Genomic DNA, 17,705 nt, shown 5'->3' on the forward strand with positions numbered 1-17,705 from the left:
TCAATCAGCCGTCTAAGGGGATGGTGCGTTGTTCTACGATATTGAGGCCATAGCCCTCAAGTCCAACGATGTTATGTTGCGTATTGGATAAAAGCACAAGATCACGCACACCAAGATCCAAAAGAATCTGCGCCCCGATGCCATAATCCCGCAAGGCGGCTGCCGTCGCCACCGCTTGCTTTTTCTTAGGCGTGCTGCGGGCCTGCATTTCCTGCGTCAGGCGATCAGGCCGCACATCGCGGATAATCACCACAATGCCGCGCCCTTCCTTGCCGATACAGCGCATGGCCTGATGCAGCTGTCCGGCCCGGCCATTGTCTTCGGCCAGAATATCATCAAACAGGCTGATGGCATGCATCCGCACCAAGACAGGGTCGGGTCCGCTCAGATCCCCTTTCACCAAAACGATATGTTCCGCATATTCGGCGCGATTGACATAGGTTTTCATCTGCCATTCGCCGCCATAAAGGCTGGTGATTTCGGTTTCGCTTACCGCATCCACAAGGCTGTCATTCTTCAGGCGATAAGCAATCAGATCGCGGATGGTGGCCACTTTCAGCCCATGAAGCTGCGCAAAGCCCATCAGATCGGGCAACCGCGCCATGGTGCCATCTTCATTCATGATCTCGCAGATCACCGACGAGGGATTAAGCCCCGCCAGCCGTGAAATATCCACCGAGGCTTCCGTATGACCGGCGCGCACCAGAACCCCGCCATCGCGGGCCACCAATGGAAACACATGGCCCGGCGTTGCCAGATCATCGCGGCCACGGGCGCTATCAATGGCCACCTGAATGGTCCGGGCGCGATCCGCGGCGGAAATCCCCGTTGTCACCCCTTCGCGGGCTTCAATAGAAACGGTGAAGGCGGTTTGATGGCGGCTGGCATTTTCCTGGCTCATCAAGGACAAACCAAGATCTTCCGCCCGCTGCCGGGTCAGGGACAGGCAAATAAGGCCCCGGCCATGCTTGGCCATGAAATTGATCGCTTCAGGCGTTGCCATTTGTGCCGGGATAATCAGATCACCCTCATTTTCCCGGTCTTCATCATCCACCAGAATGAACATGCGTCCATTACGGGCATCTTCGATTACCTCTTCGATGCTGGACAAAAAACTCTCGGACATTCACGTCCCTTTCCAATAGTCACTCGCGCTCAAACGTCAATCACGGCCTGAAAGTCGGGCGAGATAACGCGCAAGAATATCAATTTCCAGATTCACCCGGTCGCCTTCACCAGCATCACGAAAAGACGTTTCCATCAAAGTGTGCGGGATCATATTCACCGAAAAAGCCGCACCGGGCGGATCGGACACCGCATTCACCGTCAATGACACGCCATTCACCGTGACCGACCCCTTGCGGGCGATATAGGGAGCGATATCATCGGGCATGGAAAACAAAATCTCTTTCGAGCCTGCCTTGGGAGTGATTTCAAGGATTTCCCCCACTCCGTCCACATGGCCACTAACGATATGGCCGCCCATTTCATCGCCAACCCGCAAAGAGCGTTCAAGATTCACAGCCACACCGGGCCGCCAATCGCCCAAAGCTGTGCAAGACAAGGTCTCCCGGCTCACATCCACGGCAAACCAGCCCGTTGATTGATCCTGCCCCTTATCCACCACTGTCAGGCACACACCCGCACAGGCAATGGACGCCCCAAGATCGATGCTTTGGGTGTCATAAGCTGTTTCGATCACGATGCGCACATCGCCTTTTTGCTCAACCGAGCGGATACGCCCCACATCGGTGACAATTCCTGTGAACATCCGAGCTCCTTACATGGTCAGGCGCGTACATAAACCGACAAAGCGTCTTCGCCAAGGGTCCGTTCTGAAATCTTGCGAAAATGCGGGGCATCCGCCATCACATCCTGAACAGACAGCCCCGCAACGGAAGCCCGCCCATCTGCACCGATCAGCTTGGGCGCCGTATAAAGATAAAGCCGATCCACCAGCCCTGCCCGCAAAAACGCGGCCGTGATCGCGGCCCCTCCTTCAACCAAAAGCCGGGTGATCCCCCTTTGCCCCAGCTTATGGGACAAATCTTTGACACAAGGGTGGCCGGTTTCATCCCCATCTACGGCAATGATCTGTCCCTGGGCTTCTTGATGGGCACTATCCGCATTTTTTTTCGTATTTTTGATGGTGCTCCACCAATATCGGGGCAAATCGGCAGGCGGGCGTGTAGTCATCAGAATTTTTTGGGGGGAACGATCTTCCAGCCCCGGCACCCGACAATCCAAAGATGGCCGGTCAGCGCGATAGGTGCCAGCGCCGACCAGAATGGCGTCATGGCTGGCGCGCAGCATATGCCCATGGTGGCGGGCCGCAACGCCGGTGATCCATTTGCTGTGGCCGGTGCTGCTGGCGATACACCCGTCCAAAGATTGAGCAATCTTGCACGCAATCATCGGGCGGCCTTTGCGCACCTTCAGGAAAAACCCTTGATGGCTATCGACGGCGCGATCCCCAAGCAGCCCCATATCCACATGAAGGCCCGCCTGTTGCAGCCGGGCAATGCCCTGGCCATTGGTACGCGGATCAGGGTCCCCCACCGCCACCACGACATGAGAAATTCCGGCCGCAATCAAGGCATCGGCACAAGGGGGTGTGCGGCCATGATGGGCGCAAGGCTCCAAGGTGACATAGGCGGTTGCGCCCTTTGCCGCCGCTCCGGCCTGTGCCAGCGCCACGGTTTCCGCATGGGGCCTGCCACCCGGCGCCGTCCAGCCACGCCCCACCACATGGCCATCCCGCACGATCACACAGCCCACCGCCGGATTGGGGGCAACCCGGCCCAAGCCCCGCGCCCCAAGGCGCAAGGCCATGTCCATAAATTTCGGGTCGGGCGGCGCAATCACGGCATTGGCCTAATCGTCAACAGGGGCGGGTTTTTCCTCTTCCCCTTGCAAGGTGGAAAGGAAATTCTCGAAATCCTGTGCTTCGCGGAAATTCCGATAGACCGAGGCATAGCGCACATAGGCCACCTGATCGAGATTGGAAAGCGCGTCCATCACCAACTCGCCGATGGCATCGGTTTCCACCTCGCTTTCGCCTAAGGATTCCAGCCTGCGCACCAAGCCATTGACCATACGCTCTACCCGATCCGGCTCCACCGGGCGCTTGCGCAGGGCAATATCAATGGACCGTTGCAGCTTATCCCGCTCAAAGGGAACGCGCCGCCCATTGCGCTTGAGCACGATCAATTCGCGCAATTGCACCCGTTCAAACGTGGTGAAACGCGCCACACAGCCCGGACAAAACCGGCGACGGCGAATGGCCGACCGGTCCTCTGTGGGGCGGCTATCTTTGACTTGCGTATCTTCATTTCCGCAAAATGGGCAGCGCATCATGGTCCCCTTGTCGCAAATCCCGGGTCAATAGCGTAAAGGCCGGGCCGAAATCAAAAAGCGTGGATCAAAACCCGGAATAGATGGGGAACGTCTCACACAAGGCTTTCACTCGGCCTCGCACATCCGCTTCGATGGCTCCATTATCCGCACCATTCCGGGCCAGACCTTCAAGAATTTCCGTGATCCAATCGCCCACAAGCTGGAACTCGGAGACCCCGAATCCCCGCGTGGTACAGGCCGGTGTGCCAAGGCGAATACCGGATGTGATGAATGGCTTTTGCGGATCGAAGGGAACGCCGTTTTTATTGCAGGTAATACCCGAGCGTTCCAAAGCTTCATCGGCTGCTTTGCCGGTAATGCCCTTGGGCCGCAGGTCCACCAGAACCAGATGCGTATCGGTGCCGCCCGACACCAGATCAAACCCTTTTTCCCGCAAACGTTCCCCCAAGGCCTGGGCGTTTTCCACCACCGATGCCGCATATGCCTTGAAACCGGGGCGCAAGGCTTCACCAAAGGCCACCGCTTTCGCCGCAATCACATGCATCAAGGGGCCGCCCTGAAGGCCGGGAAACACCGCCGAATTGATCTTTTTGCCCAGATCTTCATCATTGGACAAAATCATCCCGCCACGGGGGCCGCGCAGGGTTTTATGGGTGGTGGTGGTCACCACATGGGCATGGGGCAAGGGGCTTGGATGCACGCCGCCCGCAACCAATCCGGCGAAATGCGCCATATCCACAAAAAGATAGGCATCTACAGAATCGGCAATCTCGCGGAAGCGGGCAAAATCAATATGGCGCGAATAGGCCGACCCACCGGCGATAATCATGCGCGGTTTATGCTGACGCGCCAAAGACTGCACTTCATCATAATCGATCAAGCCATCTTCACGGCGCACACCATATTGCACCGCATTAAACCATTTTCCCGAAAGCGCAGGCTTTGCCCCATGGGTCAAATGGCCACCCGCATCCAAAGACATGCCCAAAATGGTATCGCCCGGTTGCAAAAGCGCCAACATCACCGCACCATTGGCTTGGGCACCGGAATGGGGCTGAACATTGGCAAAGGCGCAATTGAACAGCTTTTTGGCCCGGTCAATGGCCAGCTTTTCCGCGACATCCACATGCTCGCAGCCCTGATAATAGCGACGGCCGGGATAGCCTTCGGCATATTTATTGGTCAGCACCGAGCCTTGCGCTTCCAAAACCGCACGGCTGACAATGTTTTCCGAGGCAATCAGCTCGATCTGTGACTGCTGGCGGCCAAGCTCGTTCTTGATCGCTGCAGCAAGATCAGGATCGGACTGGGCCAAAGGCGCATCGAAAAATCCATCCATATCGGATCGGGAAACACTCTTCAGGGTGGTGGACATAAAGCCTTTTCCTTTTTTCGCTGTCGGTCAGCACGATGTCTTTTGCGGAACGCTGCCAAGTTTATCAACCCGGCGCTGATGGCGCCCGCCTTCAAACGGCGTGTCGAGAAACGCATCCAGAATTGTGGTGGCCATCGCCTCTCCGATCAAGCGACCGCCCAGGGCCAATACATTGGCATCATTATGCTGGCGCGCCAATTGCGCCGATAGCGGCTCGCTACACAAAGCGCATCGCACAGATGGATAACGGTTGGCGGCCATGGAAATACCAATTCCCGATCCGCACACAACCAAACCGAAAGGCACGCGCCCTTCGGTAATCACCTTGGCCAAAGCATATCCATAATCGGGATAATCCACAGACTCCCCATCATGGGTTCCCAGATCCGTCACCGTCCAACCGCGCGTTTCCAGATGGGCGATCAACTGTGTTTTCAAAGCCAATCCCGCATGGTCTGCGGCAACGGCAATGCTGTGTTCAGCCATAGCGATGCTTTCCCGGTCAACAAGGAGAAATCAATGAAGCGCATTATCGCATACGCCTAGCTGCGGTCATACCACAAGCTTTTCAGTCCCGCCAAGCAACCACTGGCATATCAAATCCGCTATGATGAAATATTGCTCCAATGACCCGCCTAAAGAATAAAAAGTGCGCCTTTGAAGAAAATGCCGTGTAAAGACACGCCAGAAAGATGATTAACGTAAATTAATAATATGAAATGTTACAAAATCTAATATTTCTTGAACGAATTTTTCTATATTGTATGAAGTGACACATGCTTTGCAGTTTCAGGATGACGCGAGATGATTGATAGCAATAAGAAAAATCAACAAGACTCAGAAAATCTAAACAGAGTCGCCGACATTGTAACCGCTTATATCAGCAACAATCCGGTACCGCCTTCGCAAATACCGGAGATCATTGCGTCCGTTCATCGCAGCCTTCACACGCTTGCCCATGACGCAGCAGCCGCCCAGACGGAGCCGCAAAAGCCTGCTGTTTCTCCCAAGAAATCCATTACCGACGATTTCATCATTTGCCTGGAAGATGGCAAGAAGCTGAAAATGCTGAAACGCTATTTGCGGTCCAAATATAATATGACCCCGGATGAATATCGGGCGAAATGGGATCTGCCTGCCGATTACCCAATGGTCGCCCCCAACTATGCCAAGCGGCGGTCGGAATTTGCCAAACAGATCGGCCTTGGCAAAAGCGGGCGCGGTGGCCGTAAAAAGCGCTGATCCGCTCCGGCCATTTCCTCCCTGTTTTTCACCTGATTGTCCCTGTCCGTTTTTTGTGACCACGTGAACACGCTGTCACAAATCCTTGCAAGCGTGCGCGAAGGATTGACCTTGCGCCGCACCTGTTTATGGTCCGCCCATTCGATGCTGCTAATAAGAAAGGGTGTGCCGTGGACTTTCATCTAACCGAAGAACAATCGCTGATCCGCGACATGGCCCGCCAGTTTGCCCAAGAACGGTTGCTGCCCTTTGCCGCCCTTTGGGATGAAGAAAAAACCTTCCCCGTCGACGCCATGCGCGCTGCAGCGGAATTGGGCTTTGCGGCTATTTATGTCAGTGAAGACCATGGCGGGGTTGGCCTGAGCCGGCTGGAATCGGCGTTGATCATGGAACAGCTTGCCTATGGCTGTCCCTCCACCGCTGCTTATATTTCCATCCACAATATGGCCAATTGGATGATTGCCCAATTCGGCAATGATGAACAACGGGCACGCTGGGTGGGCGATCTCTCCGAAATGAAGCGCTTTGCCAGCTATTGTCTTACCGAACCGTCTGCCGGGTCTGATGCCGCCTCTCTAAAAACCCGCGCCGTGCGCGACGGGGATCATTATGTGCTCAATGGCGCCAAAGCGTTCATTTCCGGAGCGGGCGATATGGGGGCCGATATTTATGTGTGCATGGTGCGCACCGGCGGTGATGGGCCCAAGGGCATTTCCTGCATTGTCGTGGAAAAAGGCACCGAAGGCCTGAGCTTCGGCGCACAGGAACGAAAGCTGGGCTGGCATTCACAGCCCACAGCATCGGTCAATTTCGATGCGTGCCGTGTGCCGGTGGCCAATCTGATTGGCGCGGAAGGCGATGGCTTTAAAATCGCCATGCAAGGGCTGGATGGGGGCCGCCTGAATATCGGTGCCTGTTCTCTTGGCGGAGCGCAATTTGCACTGGATACAGCCATTGATTATGTGAAGGAGCGCCAGCAATTTGGCCGCCCCATCGCCGATTTTCAGGCCACCCAATTCAAGATCGCCGATATGGCGACCGAATTGGAGGCGGCCCGCCTGTTGCTTTATGCAGCCGCGCAAAAAGTGTCGGAAAAAGCGCCGGACGGCACCCAATATGCCGCCATGGCCAAGCGCTTTGCCACCGATACCGGTTTCGATGTGGCCAACCGCGCCCTGCAACTCCATGGCGGGTACGGCTATTTGATGGATTATCCCATTGAACGGGTGCTGAGGGACCTTCGCGTCCATCAAATTCTGGAAGGCACCAACGAGATCATGCGGGTGATTGCCGCCAGACGCTTGCTTGGGTGAGACGGCTGCTCGGGTGAGACGATTGCTTGGGCGAAATAAAAAGCAGGGGCAAATCCATCACTGCCCCTCATCTTGATGCCTCTTCGGGGTGCGAAACTTATCAATCCTTTCAAAAATGCCCTGGAACAAAGCCTGAGCCTCAACAGGTCTTGCCCCGCCGTTTTTGGTGATTATGCTGATCGCCAGAACAGAAACCTCACCGCCAATCATAGAACCGCCACTCATAGATAAGGGCCAGACCGTGTCAGACTTTACCGATGTACTTTTCTCCCAGCGCGGCAAAATCGGATTCATCTTGCTCAACCGCCCTCGCGCCTTGAATGCTCTCACCAGAGAGATGTGTGTGGCGATAAAAAACCAGCTCGACCTTTGGGCTGAAGATCCCGGCATTGATGCGGTGATCATCGAAGGCGAAGGCGAAAAAGCCTTTTGCGCGGGCGGTGATGTGGTGAAGGTGGCCCAATCGGCAAAAGAAGGCAGCGATGATTGCTGGCAATTTTTCCGTGACGAATATCGTATGAACAGCACCATCGGCCATTTCCCCAAGCCCTATATTGCCTTTCTGGACGGGGTAACCATGGGCGGCGGCGTTGGCATTTCTGCCCATGGCCCGTATCGGGTGGCCACCGAACAGACCCTGTTTGCCATGCCGGAAACCGCCCTTGGGCTGATCCCGGATGTGGGCGGTTCGCATATCCTGCCGCGCCTGCCCGATCATATGGGCATGTATTTGGCCCTGACAGGGGCACGCCTCAAAGCGGCGGACATGCTGTATCTTGGCCTTGCCACCCATTATATCCCGCGCGGCTCTCTTATCGATTTGAAGGCGAAATTTGCCGAATCCCAAGGGCCGCTTGGTTTGGCCGAAGTGGGTGTGATTCTGGACGATGCGGCACAAGACCCCGACACCCCCACCCTTGCAGGCCGCGCACAGCAAATCAGCCAGCATTTTTCAAAAGACAGCGTGGGGGCAATCATTGATTCCTTAGCAAAGGACACCTCCCAATGGGCGCAGGATACTTATAATGATTTGCTCGCCAAATCGCCCATATCGCTTGAACTGAGCTTTGCTGCAGGCCGCAAGGGCGCGTCTCTTGATCTGGACGGCTGCCTACAGATGGAATATCGCGTTGTGAACCGCATTCTGGAGCTGGATACCGACTTTTATGAAGGGGTGCGGGCCATTTTGATCGATAAAGACCGCAATCCCACATGGTCACCGGCGCGTCTGGCCGATCTGGACAAAACAGCCATTGCCGCGCATTTCGCTGATCTGGGGGATCGTGAACTGGATCTGGGCTGAAAATTGCTTTTTAGCCGCAAAGCATCATAACCAAAAAAGGACCACATCATGGCAAGCATCGGATTTATCGGACTTGGAAATATGGGACTGCCCATGGCCCTCAATCTTGTGAAAGCGGGCCATGATGTGATGGGTCATGATCTAAGCGATAAGCAATTGGCCACACTTTCCGAAGCCGGAGGGCGCCGGGCGAACGGGCTTGACGATATCGCTACATGCGAAGTGATCGTTTCCATGCTTCCCGCCGGAAAGCATGTGGCCCAAATTTATGGCGGTGAGGAAGGTCTGATCAAAAAGGTCAAGGCAGGCACGCTTTTGATCGACAGTTCTACCATTGATGTGGCAACCGCTCGGGCCATAGCCGACGAGGCCGCCGGTGCCGGCCTTGATATGGTGGATGCGCCGGTATCGGGCGGCGTTGGCGGGGCGCAAGCGGGTACGCTTACCTTCATGGTCGGCGGCCCTGAAGCCGCTTTTGAAAAAGCCAAACCCTTTCTGGAGGTGATGGGCGCAAAAATCGTTCATGCCGGCGATGCGGGCACCGGGCAAGCGGCCAAAATCTGCAACAATATGCTACTGGCCATCTCCATGATCGGTGTTTCGGAAGCCTTTAGTCTGGCGCGCAAATTGGGGCTTTCCGATCAGAAGTTTTTTGATATTGCCTCCACATCCTCGGGCCAGTGCTGGTCGATGACAAGCTATTGTCCGGTGCCGGGGCCGGTGCCGGCCTCCCCTGCCAATCGTGATTATGCGCCGGGTTTTGCCACCGATATGATGCTCAAGGATTTGCGGCTGGCGAAAGATGCCGCGCAATCGGTTCAGGCAAAAACCGATCTGGGAGACCAGTCTTTGGCGCTTTATGCAGCCCTGTCCGAAGATGGCTATGGCGGGCTGGACTTTTCAGGCGTGTTCAAGCGCATCAACGGGGACATATAGGCTCAAGACTCATTGATTGAGCCAGAAAATGACGGTTGCTGTGATGCAAATGGCGGGCCTGAAGGTGCAGGGGCATCGGCCATAGCGCCTGTGGATGCGTCGCAACCGTTTAGTGATATTGAAGCTAATCTGGAAGACCATCAACTTTCGGGAGATTTTCCAAACGGGTGCACCATTCCGCTCTGCTTGCAAAGCAGATATGTGCACTTGGCGAGATGTCGATCGCGCTATCAATACTTCCGGCAGGGACAACCACCAAAGCCCCCTCTAATTGAACATTCGGAAGAGCGGACCCGCATTTAATACAAAAGCTTTTTTCATGCCGGGTCTTTGGAACCCGGTAGGTCTGGATGCTATCAACACCAGAAACCCAATTTACCGTTGCTTTCGATGAAAACAAATTGGCCGCATGTGCAGACCCCGTGTCCTTTCGACAGCGCGTGCAATGGCAAAGAAAGAAGCTCTCGAACTCACCTGATATCTGAAATTTAACGGTCCCGCACAAACAGGAACCGGCAATGGTTGGGGACATAATGATATACTCATATTCGTTCGACGTGGAATCGCAATAGCGGTTGCAGCCTGCCAGATTAATGGATCTTGAGCCTAAAAATAATCCTTAAACTTATGAACAGGGTTAAGGCTTTCTTTCGATTTTGACGTTTATCCTATGTCCACGAGATAGGATATCCAGGAGAATTGCGGGATGACGTTGCACCCGGCGAAATCCGGTCTGATGGGAGATGAAACCCCACAGGCCCAGACAAAAGCCTTGTTTCTTGATTGCCTTGCACTGGTAGAGCGCTTGCACAGGCGCTTGCTGGATGTATTGAAAGACCATCTGGACCGGGAAGGAAATTCCGATATCAACCCGGTTCAGGCCCTGCTGGTCTACAATATCGGCGAGCATGAAATGACCGCGGGCGAATTGAAAAGCCGCGGATATTATCAAGGCTCGAATGTATCTTATAATCTCAAAAAACTGGTTGAAATGGGGTATATCGACCATCAGCGGGCCGAACATGATCGCCGCGCCGTGCGTATTTCCCTTACCGACAAAGGCTATAAGATCCGCGACCTGATCGACAGCATGTATCTGGAACAACTGGATGAGCTCTTGGCCGACGGTCTGATCAATTCCGATGAAATGACCGCGCTGCGCCGCAATCTGCGTAATCTGGAACGCTTCTGGAGTGACCGTTTACGCTTTGCGGTATAATGCCCGAAATGCATTTCAGCCTGTGTTTTCATGGCCAACGCGCATCCTGTTCATGTGCGACATATGATCCGAGGCAATGCTTCATATCTTGCCTCGGGCTTTAAAGCTGCTATTGAAAGGCTAAGGCCGTGCTCTACTGGCCTCGCCGGTTCCTTGTCTGTATAAAGAATACAAGCAAGGTTCCGACGTCCTTTGCGACATAAAGCGAGCAGCAAACGAGACGACAAAATGGATTATCAACGCATTTTCTCGGACGCAATTTCAGCGGTAAAGGCGGAAGGCCGATATCGCGTCTTCGCAAATCTGGCACGCCGCAAAGGGGAATTCCCTCGCGCCGACCGCTTTGGTGTCAGCGATAATACGCGCCCTGTCACGGTTTGGTGCTCCAATGATTATCTGGGCATGGGCCAGCATGAGGTTGTGATTTCCGCCATGCATGAAGCCCTAGACCATTCCGGTGCAGGCGCAGGCGGCACCCGTAATATCGCCGGAACCAATCATTATCATGTCCTTCTGGAACAGGAACTGGCGGATCTGCACCACAAAGAAGCCGCGCTTTTGTTCACCTCCGGCTATATTTCCAATGAAGCGACTCTGTCCACATTGGCAAGGCTGCTGCCCGGCTGCATCGTTTTTTCCGATCAGTTGAACCATGCCTCCATGATCCATGGCGTGCGCAATTCCGGCGCGGAAAAACATATTTTCCGCCATAATGACGTGGCCCATCTGGAAGATCTTTTGGCCGCCGCCGATCCGGCACGCCCCAAGCTGATCGCCTTTGAATCTGTGTATTCGATGGATGGCGACATTGCCCCCATCGCTGAAATTTGCGATCTGGCCGATAAATACGGGGCCATGACCTATCTGGATGAAGTGCATGCAGTAGGACTATACGGCCCCCGTGGTGGCGGCATTGCCGACCGCGAAGGCTTGATGGAACGGCTGGATGTGATCGAAGGCACATTGGGCAAGGCCTTTGGCGTGATGGGTGGCTATATCGCTGCCTCGCAAGCCTTGGTGGATGTGGTGCGCTCTTATGCGGCGGGTTTTATTTTCACCACAGCCCTTGCACCGGTTCTGGCCGCAGGGGCCTTGGCCAGCGTGCGCCATTTGAAATCCAGTCAGGATGAACGAAATCTGCATCAGGAACGGGCCGCCACCTTGAAGCAGCGCCTTCTGGATGCGAATTTGCCGGTGATGATGTCGCAAAGCCATATCGTGCCCGTGATGGTGGGCGACCCGGTGATGACCAAACAGGTCACCGATACCTTGCTGGATGAATTTTCCATCTATGTCCAGCCCATCAATTATCCCACCGTCCCACGCGGTACCGAGCGCTTGCGCCTTACCCCCGGTCCCACACACACGGATGCCATGATGGATGATCTGGTGAAGGCCTTGAGTCAGATCTGGGCCCGTCTTGATCTAAAGCGCGCGGCCTAAAACCCGGGCATAGCGGGGAAACCCGCCCTTGATGGACCAAACAGCCTATGACGAAAAATCAGGGTTATATTGTTGAATTCATCCAGACAGGCGGGCATTTGAAAGTGACCGCCGTTGATCCGGAAACCGGAACTGAAGCCACCATCATTGGCGATCCCAAAGCCTCGCGTCAGGAACTGGCGGACCTTGCAGCCCGCAAGCTGGTCTATATTCTGAACAAGTCCGAAGCGGCTGATCAGGATAACCGCCCCGGCATCATCGTTTGATCTTACGCGACCTGCTGCGCGTCGGTTTTGGCCTTCTCGATCGCCTGCCACACAGCATAAGGGGTTGCGGGCATATCCAGTTGCGTCACCCCCAAGGGCTGCAAAGCATCCATGATGGCAATCATGGTGGATGGGCAAGCGCCAATGGTTCCCGCCTCGCCGCAGCCCTTCAATCCCAACGGATTGGTCTTGCACGGAATTTCATTATAGGAAAAATCGATATCGGGCATATCGCCCGCCTTTGGCATGGCATAATCCATAAAACTGCCGCTTAAAAGCTGCGCCGTTTCATCATAGACCACATCTTCGCCCAAAGCCTGGCCAATGCCCTGCACCACGCCGCCCTGCACCTGGCCTTCCACCAGCATGGGATTGATCACCACGCCGAAATCATCCACCACGCTATAGCGATCCACCCGCACCACGCCGGTTTGCGGGTCCAGTTCCACCTCGCATATGTGGCAGCCATTGGGGAATGTCGATGCAGGCTTGGTATAGCTGGCAGACAAATCAAGGCCGCGTTGCAGGGTCTGGGGCCAATTTTCCTTATCGGCTTTTGCCACATCTGCCGCCAGATCCAGCACCGACAAGCGCCTGTTGGTACCGCTCAGTTCGAAAAATCCTGCATCAAAGCGAATATCGTCAAGTGCGGCATCGAACATATGCGCCATCAGTTCCCGTCCGCGTTCGATCACCGCGTCTGATGCGGCAACGCAAGCATTGCCGATCATCTGCAAGGACCGTGAACCACCGGTACCGCCCCCCGTATTCTTATCCGCCGTATCGCCTTGTTTGATGTCGATCAGATGGGGATCAATGCCCAGCTTATCGCCAAAGACCTGCGCATAAGCCGTTTCATGCCCCTGCCCGTTGGATTGCGTGCCAACGCTGATGGTCACACGGCCCGTATCCGTAAACCGCACATCGATTTCTTCCTTCGGGTCGCCCAATGTACATTCCACATAATACGCCATGCCAATGCCACGCAGAAGCCCGCGCTCTTGGGAAGCCTTGCGCCTTTTTGGAAAATCGTCCCATTCGGCCCGCGCCATGGCATCCGCCATATTCCGTGCGAAATCCCCACTGTCATAAACGGCACCGGTGGCGTTTTTATAGGGCATTTCCCGGGCGCTGATAAAATTGCGCCGGCGGATCTCGTCTTGGGTCAGCCCCAAATCCTGTGCCCCTTGATGGATCAACCGCTCCAGCAAATAGGCCGCTTCAGGCCGCCCGGCCCCACGATAGGCATCAATGGGTGCGGTATTGGTATAAACGCCGGTAACCTTCTGATGGAGAACGGGAATACGATATGGCCCCGGCACCACTTGCAAGGGGGCCATGGTGGCAATGGCCGGCGCGAAATTAGACAGATAAGCGCCCATATTGGCCAATGTCTCGATACGGTAGCCAAGGATATGGCCATGTGCATCAAACGCCATATGGGCGGTGGACAAAAGATCCCGGCCATGGGTATCGGACAAGAACGCTTCCGAGCGATCGCATGTCCATTTCACCGGCTGTGATAATGTCCGTGCCGCCAGCAAAACGGCGACATATTCCGAAAACATAAAGGCTTTCATGCCAAATCCGCCGCCCACATCAGGAGTAAGCACGCGGATTTTTTGCGCATCCATGCCCAGCAATTTGCAAAAGCCATCCAACAGACCGGCCACGCCTTGCGTTCCCAAATGCACTTCAAAGCCGGTATCGGCATCATAGCGTGCATTGATGGCGCGTGGTTCCATGGATGTAGGGGCCACCCGGTTGTTACGTATTGTGATGCACGAAATATGGGCTGCCGTTTTGAAGGCGGCGTCCACCGCAGCTTCATCGCCGGTTTGCCATTCAAAGCTACGATTTTCCGGCACATCCTCGAACAGTTGCGGCGCATCGGTTTCAATGGCTATTGCACAATCGGCCACCGCATCCAGCGGATCATAATCCACCTCGATCAAATCGACCGCTTCTCGCGCGGCGGCAAAGCTGTCCGCCACCACCATGGCCACCGGCTCCCCCACATAGCGTACAAAATCCTCCGCAAGGATAGGACGGTCTTTTTGTTTGATACCGGGCAAAGGCGCAAGGCACGGCACCTTCGGAATATTGGCCGCCGTGATATCTTCATGCGTAAGAACCAGTCGCACGCCATCAAGGGCACTGGCCTCTTCCGTGTTGATGGAAAGGATTTTCCCATGGGCCAAAGGCGCACGTAAAAACGCCGCATGGAGCTGGCCTTCAAAGCGCAGATCATCCGTATAACAGCCCTTTCCGGTCAGAAAACGTTGGTCTTCCACCCGGCGCATAGACTGCCCGATTCCGAATTTCCGCATAAATCCTCCAAACACATATCAATACAGCAAAAGCAGTACGCTCAAGAATTCCTGGCCTCAAGATTTATAGGTTGGGTCCAGCCGATCCGCTTTCCTGAGCAGGGCCGCCCAATTGAGCGCTGCGGGCTTTTCAAAGCCTGAATTCGCCTGTGCGAATACGCGCTGACCCATCGCATCATCAAGCATGATCAAGGGCGCCCCACCGGATTGGGCAGCAATCTGCATTTCACAAGCCCGCTGCAAAAAGAACAGCCGCAAAAAGGCCTCGCCAATCGTTTCACCGATGGTCAAAAGCCCATGATTGCGCAAGATCATCGAATGGGCGGTTCCCATATCGGCCACCAGCCGCGCTTTTTCGCCCTCTTCCAGCGCCAATCCTTCATAATCATGATAGGCAATATCGCCCCATTGGGTCAGTGCGTCTTGCGTTAGTGGCAAAAGTCCGTCGCGCTGGCTGGCCACAGCCGTTCCCGCCACCGTATGCACATGCAACACGGCCTTGGCTTCCTCGCACCCCTGATGGATGGCGGAATGGATGGTAAACCCTGCAGGGTTCACTGCATAAGGGCTTTCGATCACCTTCTGGCCATCCAGATCCACCTTCACCAAAGAAGAGGCGGTGATTTCTTCAAAAAACAGCCCCAAAGGATTGATCAGGAAATGATGTTCCGGCCCCGGAATACGCAAGGTCAGATGCGTGAAGATCAATTCATCCCAACCAAAATGCGCCACAAGACGATAAGCGGCGGCCAAATCCACACGGGCCTGCCATTCCACCTCGCCCACTTTTTCACGCAGCGTTGTGCCTTGGTCGTTTGCCGGATGTGATTGAACAGTCATGGCCCCACCTTTGACAATCTGGAATACTGCGCCCAGCATCGCGCTCTTTGGCGGGAAAATAAACCCCTCGCTTAAGGCCCCAACAGAAAAACAAGACTTGAAACCCACGCCGCGGAAGGCGACCTTAAGGGCGGCGAGCAACGCGCCTGCAATCAAGGATCTATATGCCAGACGATTTCGCACATACCCCCGTGGAAAAGACCCCACTGGTCGATCCATTCGGTCGACATATCAGCTATTTGCGGGTTTCGGTCACCGACCGGTGCGATTTTCGCTGCGTCTATTGCATGGCGGAACAGATGCAATTTCTGCCGAAATCCGAGGTCCTCAGCCTTGAAGAGCTGGATCGTGTGTGCTCGGCCTTCATTGAGCGCGGCGTGCGGAAACTCCGCATCACCGGCGGTGAACCTCTGGTGCGCAAAGACATTCTGCATCTGTTCCAAAGGCTGGGCCGCCATCTGGCCTCCGGAGCTCTGGATGAACTGACGCTCACCACCAATGGCAGCCAGCTAAAAACCTATGCCGCCGGGCTTTATGAGGCGGGAGTGCGGCGGATCAATGTATCTTTGGATACCCTTGATGATGCCATGTTCACGAAAATCACCCGACGCGGGCGGCTGGCGCAAGTTCTGGAAGGCTTGAACGCGGCCCATGAGGCGGGCCTTGCCGTTAAAATCAATGCGGTGGCCCTGCGCGGCATCAACGATCAGGCCTTTGACGAGATGATCCGGTTTTGCGGGGAACGCGGCTTTGATCTCACCTTGATCGAAACCATGCCACTGGGCGAGATCGACGAGGACCGAACCGACCGCTTTTTACCCTTGAGCCTTGTAAAGGCCGATCTTGAAACCCGCTGGACATTGGAAGACATTCCCCATCGCACCGGTGGTCCGGCGCGCTATGTGCGTATCCGCGAAACCGGTGGCCGGTTGGGCTTCATCACGCCCCTGACCCAGAATTTCTGTGAAGGCTGCAACCGCGTGCGCCTGACATGCACCGGCACCTTGTTTATGTGTCTGGGGCAGGAAGACAAGGCGGATCTGCGCACAGTGCTGCGGCAAAGCAGCAACAATGCCGATCTGCACGATGCTATAGACCAAGCCATCAAACGCAAGCCCAAACGCCATGATTTCATCATCGATGGGGCCACACGCGCCCCCGCTGTCGCCCGCCATATGAGCGTAACCGGTGGATAATTCCCCATATCTGTCGACAATGCTTGCACTTGCCTTGGGCGCTCTGATTAAGATGTGGGCCACCTTAATGACCGAACAGAGCTTATGAGCACCTCAGCACGCATTGCCTTCATCGCCAGCGACAGCCCCGAGGCCCAGGCTTCTTTGGATGAACTGAAGGCACTCTATGGCAATATTGCCCCCGATGATGCCGATGTGATCGTGGCCTTGGGCGGTGATGGCTTCATGCAACAAACCCTACACAAATCCATCCATCGCCCACTTCCGATTTTCGGCATGAACCGGGGCACGGTGGGGTTCTTGATGAACCAGTTTTCCACCACCAATCTACCGGACCGGCTGGCACAGGCTGATAGCTTTACCCTGCATCCCTTGCGTATGCGCGCCTTTGGGCCAGAAGGGGATGTGAAGGAATATCTGGCTTTCAATGAAGTGGCCTTGCTCCGCGAAACACGGCAAGCCGCCAAATTGCGTATCACCATTGACGGCAAAATGCGGATGGATGAACTGGTCTGCGATGGTATTCTGGTAGCCACAGCAGCAGGCAGCACCGCCTATAATCTTTCGGCCCATGGCCCCATTCTGCCTATTGGCAGCGATTTATTGGCGCTCACCCCCATCAGCGCCTTTCGTCCGCGCCGCTGGAGGGGGGCTCTATTGCCCAGCGATTCGCGGATCATGTTCACGATTTTGGAAAACCGCAAACGGCCCGTATCCGCAACGGCGGATTTCCATGAAGTGCGCGATATTCGTGCAGTGGAAATAGAAGAAGACCGCTCTATAAGCATGACCTTATTGTTCGATCCGGAACATAATCTGGCCGAGCGTATCTTGCTGGAACAATTCGTTCATTAAAAACCCGCCATCGCAAAGAACACGCCATCC

At 55.1% G+C, this 17,705-nt stretch carries 19 protein-coding genes; 9 read left to right on the plus strand and 10 right to left on the minus strand.

Annotation, left to right across the window (positions count from 1 at the left end; translation table 11 throughout):
- Positions 1–4 precede the first annotated feature (4 nt).
- The 6 genes from ribB to rpiB form a co-directional block, all read right to left on the minus strand.
- Complete coding sequence (gene ribB, locus IEX96_RS12590) at positions 5–1,126, minus strand: 3,4-dihydroxy-2-butanone-4-phosphate synthase (protein ID WP_188874032.1); 1,122 nt, start codon at positions 1,124–1,126, stop codon at positions 5–7.
- Between the two features lie 36 nt (positions 1,127–1,162).
- Complete coding sequence (locus IEX96_RS12595) at positions 1,163–1,771, minus strand: riboflavin synthase (protein ID WP_150006069.1); 609 nt, start codon at positions 1,769–1,771, stop codon at positions 1,163–1,165.
- A gap of 17 nt (positions 1,772–1,788) precedes the next feature.
- A complete protein-coding gene (gene ribD, locus IEX96_RS12600) occupies positions 1,789–2,865 on the minus strand; it encodes a bifunctional diaminohydroxyphosphoribosylaminopyrimidine deaminase/5-amino-6-(5-phosphoribosylamino)uracil reductase RibD (RefSeq protein ID WP_229773731.1) in 1,077 nt (358 codons plus the stop codon).
- Between the two features lie 9 nt (positions 2,866–2,874).
- Complete coding sequence (gene nrdR / locus IEX96_RS12605; protein WP_150006094.1) at positions 2,875–3,354, minus strand: transcriptional regulator NrdR; 480 nt, start codon at positions 3,352–3,354, stop codon at positions 2,875–2,877.
- 67 nt (positions 3,355–3,421) lie between these two features.
- Complete coding sequence (gene glyA, locus IEX96_RS12610; RefSeq protein ID WP_150006068.1) at positions 3,422–4,732, minus strand: serine hydroxymethyltransferase; 1,311 nt, start codon at positions 4,730–4,732, stop codon at positions 3,422–3,424.
- A 27-nt stretch (positions 4,733–4,759) separates the two neighbouring features.
- On the minus strand, positions 4,760–5,218 hold the full coding sequence (gene rpiB / locus IEX96_RS12615) for a ribose 5-phosphate isomerase B (RefSeq protein WP_150006067.1): 459 nt from the start codon (positions 5,216–5,218) through the stop codon (positions 4,760–4,762).
- A gap of 318 nt (positions 5,219–5,536) precedes the next feature.
- Between rpiB and IEX96_RS12620 the strand changes: the two genes are divergently transcribed.
- Positions 5,537–5,974 carry a Ros/MucR family transcriptional regulator gene (locus tag IEX96_RS12620; protein WP_150006066.1) on the plus strand — a complete coding sequence of 146 codons (438 nt, stop codon included), beginning with the start codon at positions 5,537–5,539 and terminating at the stop codon, positions 5,972–5,974.
- 212 nt (positions 5,975–6,186) lie between these two features.
- Complete coding sequence (locus IEX96_RS12625) at positions 6,187–7,287, plus strand: acyl-CoA dehydrogenase family protein (RefSeq protein ID WP_373293769.1); 1,101 nt, start codon at positions 6,187–6,189, stop codon at positions 7,285–7,287.
- A 57-nt stretch (positions 7,288–7,344) separates the two neighbouring features.
- Here IEX96_RS12625 and IEX96_RS14130 read toward each other — a convergent pair whose 3' ends face one another.
- Complete coding sequence (locus IEX96_RS14130; protein ID WP_229773736.1) at positions 7,345–7,590, minus strand: hypothetical protein; 246 nt, start codon at positions 7,588–7,590, stop codon at positions 7,345–7,347.
- On the opposite strand from IEX96_RS14130, the gene IEX96_RS12630 reads away from it, so the two are divergent.
- Both IEX96_RS12630 and mmsB read left to right on the plus strand, forming a co-directional pair.
- Entirely contained in the window at positions 7,529–8,590 is a 1,062-nt protein-coding gene (locus IEX96_RS12630; RefSeq protein ID WP_229773733.1) for an enoyl-CoA hydratase/isomerase family protein, read from the plus strand. The two genes, IEX96_RS14130 and IEX96_RS12630, sit on opposite strands and share 62 nt — an antisense overlap.
- A gap of 48 nt (positions 8,591–8,638) precedes the next feature.
- Positions 8,639–9,526 carry a 3-hydroxyisobutyrate dehydrogenase gene (gene mmsB / locus IEX96_RS12635; protein ID WP_150006063.1) on the plus strand — a complete coding sequence of 296 codons (888 nt, stop codon included), beginning with the start codon at positions 8,639–8,641 and terminating at the stop codon, positions 9,524–9,526.
- Between the two features lie 124 nt (positions 9,527–9,650).
- Here mmsB and IEX96_RS14350 read toward each other — a convergent pair whose 3' ends face one another.
- Complete coding sequence (locus IEX96_RS14350; RefSeq protein WP_150006062.1) at positions 9,651–10,058, minus strand: GFA family protein; 408 nt, start codon at positions 10,056–10,058, stop codon at positions 9,651–9,653.
- A 174-nt stretch (positions 10,059–10,232) separates the two neighbouring features.
- Here IEX96_RS14350 and IEX96_RS12645 point away from each other — a divergent pair, with 174 nt between their 5' ends.
- The 3 genes from IEX96_RS12645 (at position 10,233) to IEX96_RS12655 (ending at position 12,454) form a co-directional block, all read left to right on the plus strand.
- Positions 10,233–10,745 carry a MarR family winged helix-turn-helix transcriptional regulator gene (locus IEX96_RS12645; protein WP_150000485.1) on the plus strand — a complete coding sequence of 171 codons (513 nt, stop codon included), beginning with the start codon at positions 10,233–10,235 and terminating at the stop codon, positions 10,743–10,745.
- Between the two features lie 228 nt (positions 10,746–10,973).
- Positions 10,974–12,188, plus strand: a complete 1,215-nt coding sequence (hemA, locus tag IEX96_RS12650; RefSeq protein ID WP_150000486.1) for a 5-aminolevulinate synthase — start codon at positions 10,974–10,976, stop codon at positions 12,186–12,188.
- A gap of 47 nt (positions 12,189–12,235) precedes the next feature.
- Positions 12,236–12,454, plus strand: coding sequence for a DUF6898 family protein (locus IEX96_RS12655; RefSeq protein ID WP_150006061.1), 219 nt, complete (start codon positions 12,236–12,238; stop codon positions 12,452–12,454).
- A gap of 2 nt (positions 12,455–12,456) precedes the next feature.
- On the opposite strand, the gene IEX96_RS12660 is transcribed toward IEX96_RS12655, so the two are convergent.
- Both IEX96_RS12660 and IEX96_RS12665 read right to left on the minus strand, forming a co-directional pair.
- A complete protein-coding gene (locus IEX96_RS12660; protein ID WP_150006060.1) occupies positions 12,457–14,784 on the minus strand; it encodes a xanthine dehydrogenase family protein molybdopterin-binding subunit in 2,328 nt (775 codons plus the stop codon).
- Between the two features lie 57 nt (positions 14,785–14,841).
- Positions 14,842–15,624, minus strand: a complete 783-nt coding sequence (locus IEX96_RS12665; RefSeq protein ID WP_150006059.1) for a class II aldolase/adducin family protein — start codon at positions 15,622–15,624, stop codon at positions 14,842–14,844.
- 146 nt (positions 15,625–15,770) lie between these two features.
- Between IEX96_RS12665 and moaA the strand changes: the two genes are divergently transcribed.
- On the plus strand, positions 15,771–16,820 hold the full coding sequence (gene moaA / locus IEX96_RS12670; RefSeq protein ID WP_373293770.1) for a GTP 3',8-cyclase MoaA: 1,050 nt from the start codon (positions 15,771–15,773) through the stop codon (positions 16,818–16,820).
- 84 nt (positions 16,821–16,904) lie between these two features.
- Positions 16,905–17,675 (plus strand): NAD kinase, encoded by a 771-nt coding sequence (locus IEX96_RS12675; RefSeq protein ID WP_150006057.1) that lies wholly within the window; start codon positions 16,905–16,907, stop codon positions 17,673–17,675.
- The last annotated feature ends 30 nt before the right edge of the window (positions 17,676–17,705 follow it).

The sequence above is a fragment of the Iodidimonas muriae genome (assembly GCF_014647255.1).
Classification (GTDB): domain Bacteria; phylum Pseudomonadota; class Alphaproteobacteria; order Sphingomonadales; family Rhodothalassiaceae; genus Iodidimonas; species Iodidimonas muriae.

Excerpts from the sequence above, each read along its gene's own strand:
- ribB (WP_188874032.1), bottom strand. The coding sequence starts at position 1,126 with ATGTCCGAGAGTTTTTTGTCCAGCATCGAAGAGGTAATCGAAGATGCC.
- IEX96_RS12595 (WP_150006069.1), bottom strand. The coding sequence starts at position 1,771 with ATGTTCACAGGAATTGTCACCGATGTGGGGCGTATCCGCTCGGTTGAG.
- nrdR (WP_150006094.1), bottom strand. The coding sequence starts at position 3,354 with ATGCGCTGCCCATTTTGCGGAAATGAAGATACGCAAGTCAAAGATAGC.
- glyA (WP_150006068.1), bottom strand. The coding sequence starts at position 4,732 with ATGTCCACCACCCTGAAGAGTGTTTCCCGATCCGATATGGATGGATTT.
- rpiB (WP_150006067.1), bottom strand. The coding sequence starts at position 5,218 with ATGGCTGAACACAGCATTGCCGTTGCCGCAGACCATGCGGGATTGGCT.
- IEX96_RS12620 (WP_150006066.1), top strand. The coding sequence starts at position 5,537 with ATGATTGATAGCAATAAGAAAAATCAACAAGACTCAGAAAATCTAAAC.
- IEX96_RS12625 (WP_373293769.1), top strand. The coding sequence starts at position 6,187 with ATGGCCCGCCAGTTTGCCCAAGAACGGTTGCTGCCCTTTGCCGCCCTT.
- mmsB (WP_150006063.1), top strand. The coding sequence starts at position 8,639 with ATGGCAAGCATCGGATTTATCGGACTTGGAAATATGGGACTGCCCATG.
- IEX96_RS14350 (WP_150006062.1), bottom strand. The coding sequence starts at position 10,058 with ATGTCCCCAACCATTGCCGGTTCCTGTTTGTGCGGGACCGTTAAATTT.
- IEX96_RS12645 (WP_150000485.1), top strand. The coding sequence starts at position 10,233 with ATGACGTTGCACCCGGCGAAATCCGGTCTGATGGGAGATGAAACCCCA.
- hemA (WP_150000486.1), top strand. The coding sequence starts at position 10,974 with ATGGATTATCAACGCATTTTCTCGGACGCAATTTCAGCGGTAAAGGCG.
- IEX96_RS12655 (WP_150006061.1), top strand. The coding sequence starts at position 12,236 with ATGACGAAAAATCAGGGTTATATTGTTGAATTCATCCAGACAGGCGGG.
- IEX96_RS12660 (WP_150006060.1), bottom strand. The coding sequence starts at position 14,784 with ATGCGGAAATTCGGAATCGGGCAGTCTATGCGCCGGGTGGAAGACCAA.
- IEX96_RS12665 (WP_150006059.1), bottom strand. The coding sequence starts at position 15,624 with ATGACTGTTCAATCACATCCGGCAAACGACCAAGGCACAACGCTGCGT.
- IEX96_RS12675 (WP_150006057.1), top strand. The coding sequence starts at position 16,905 with ATGAGCACCTCAGCACGCATTGCCTTCATCGCCAGCGACAGCCCCGAG.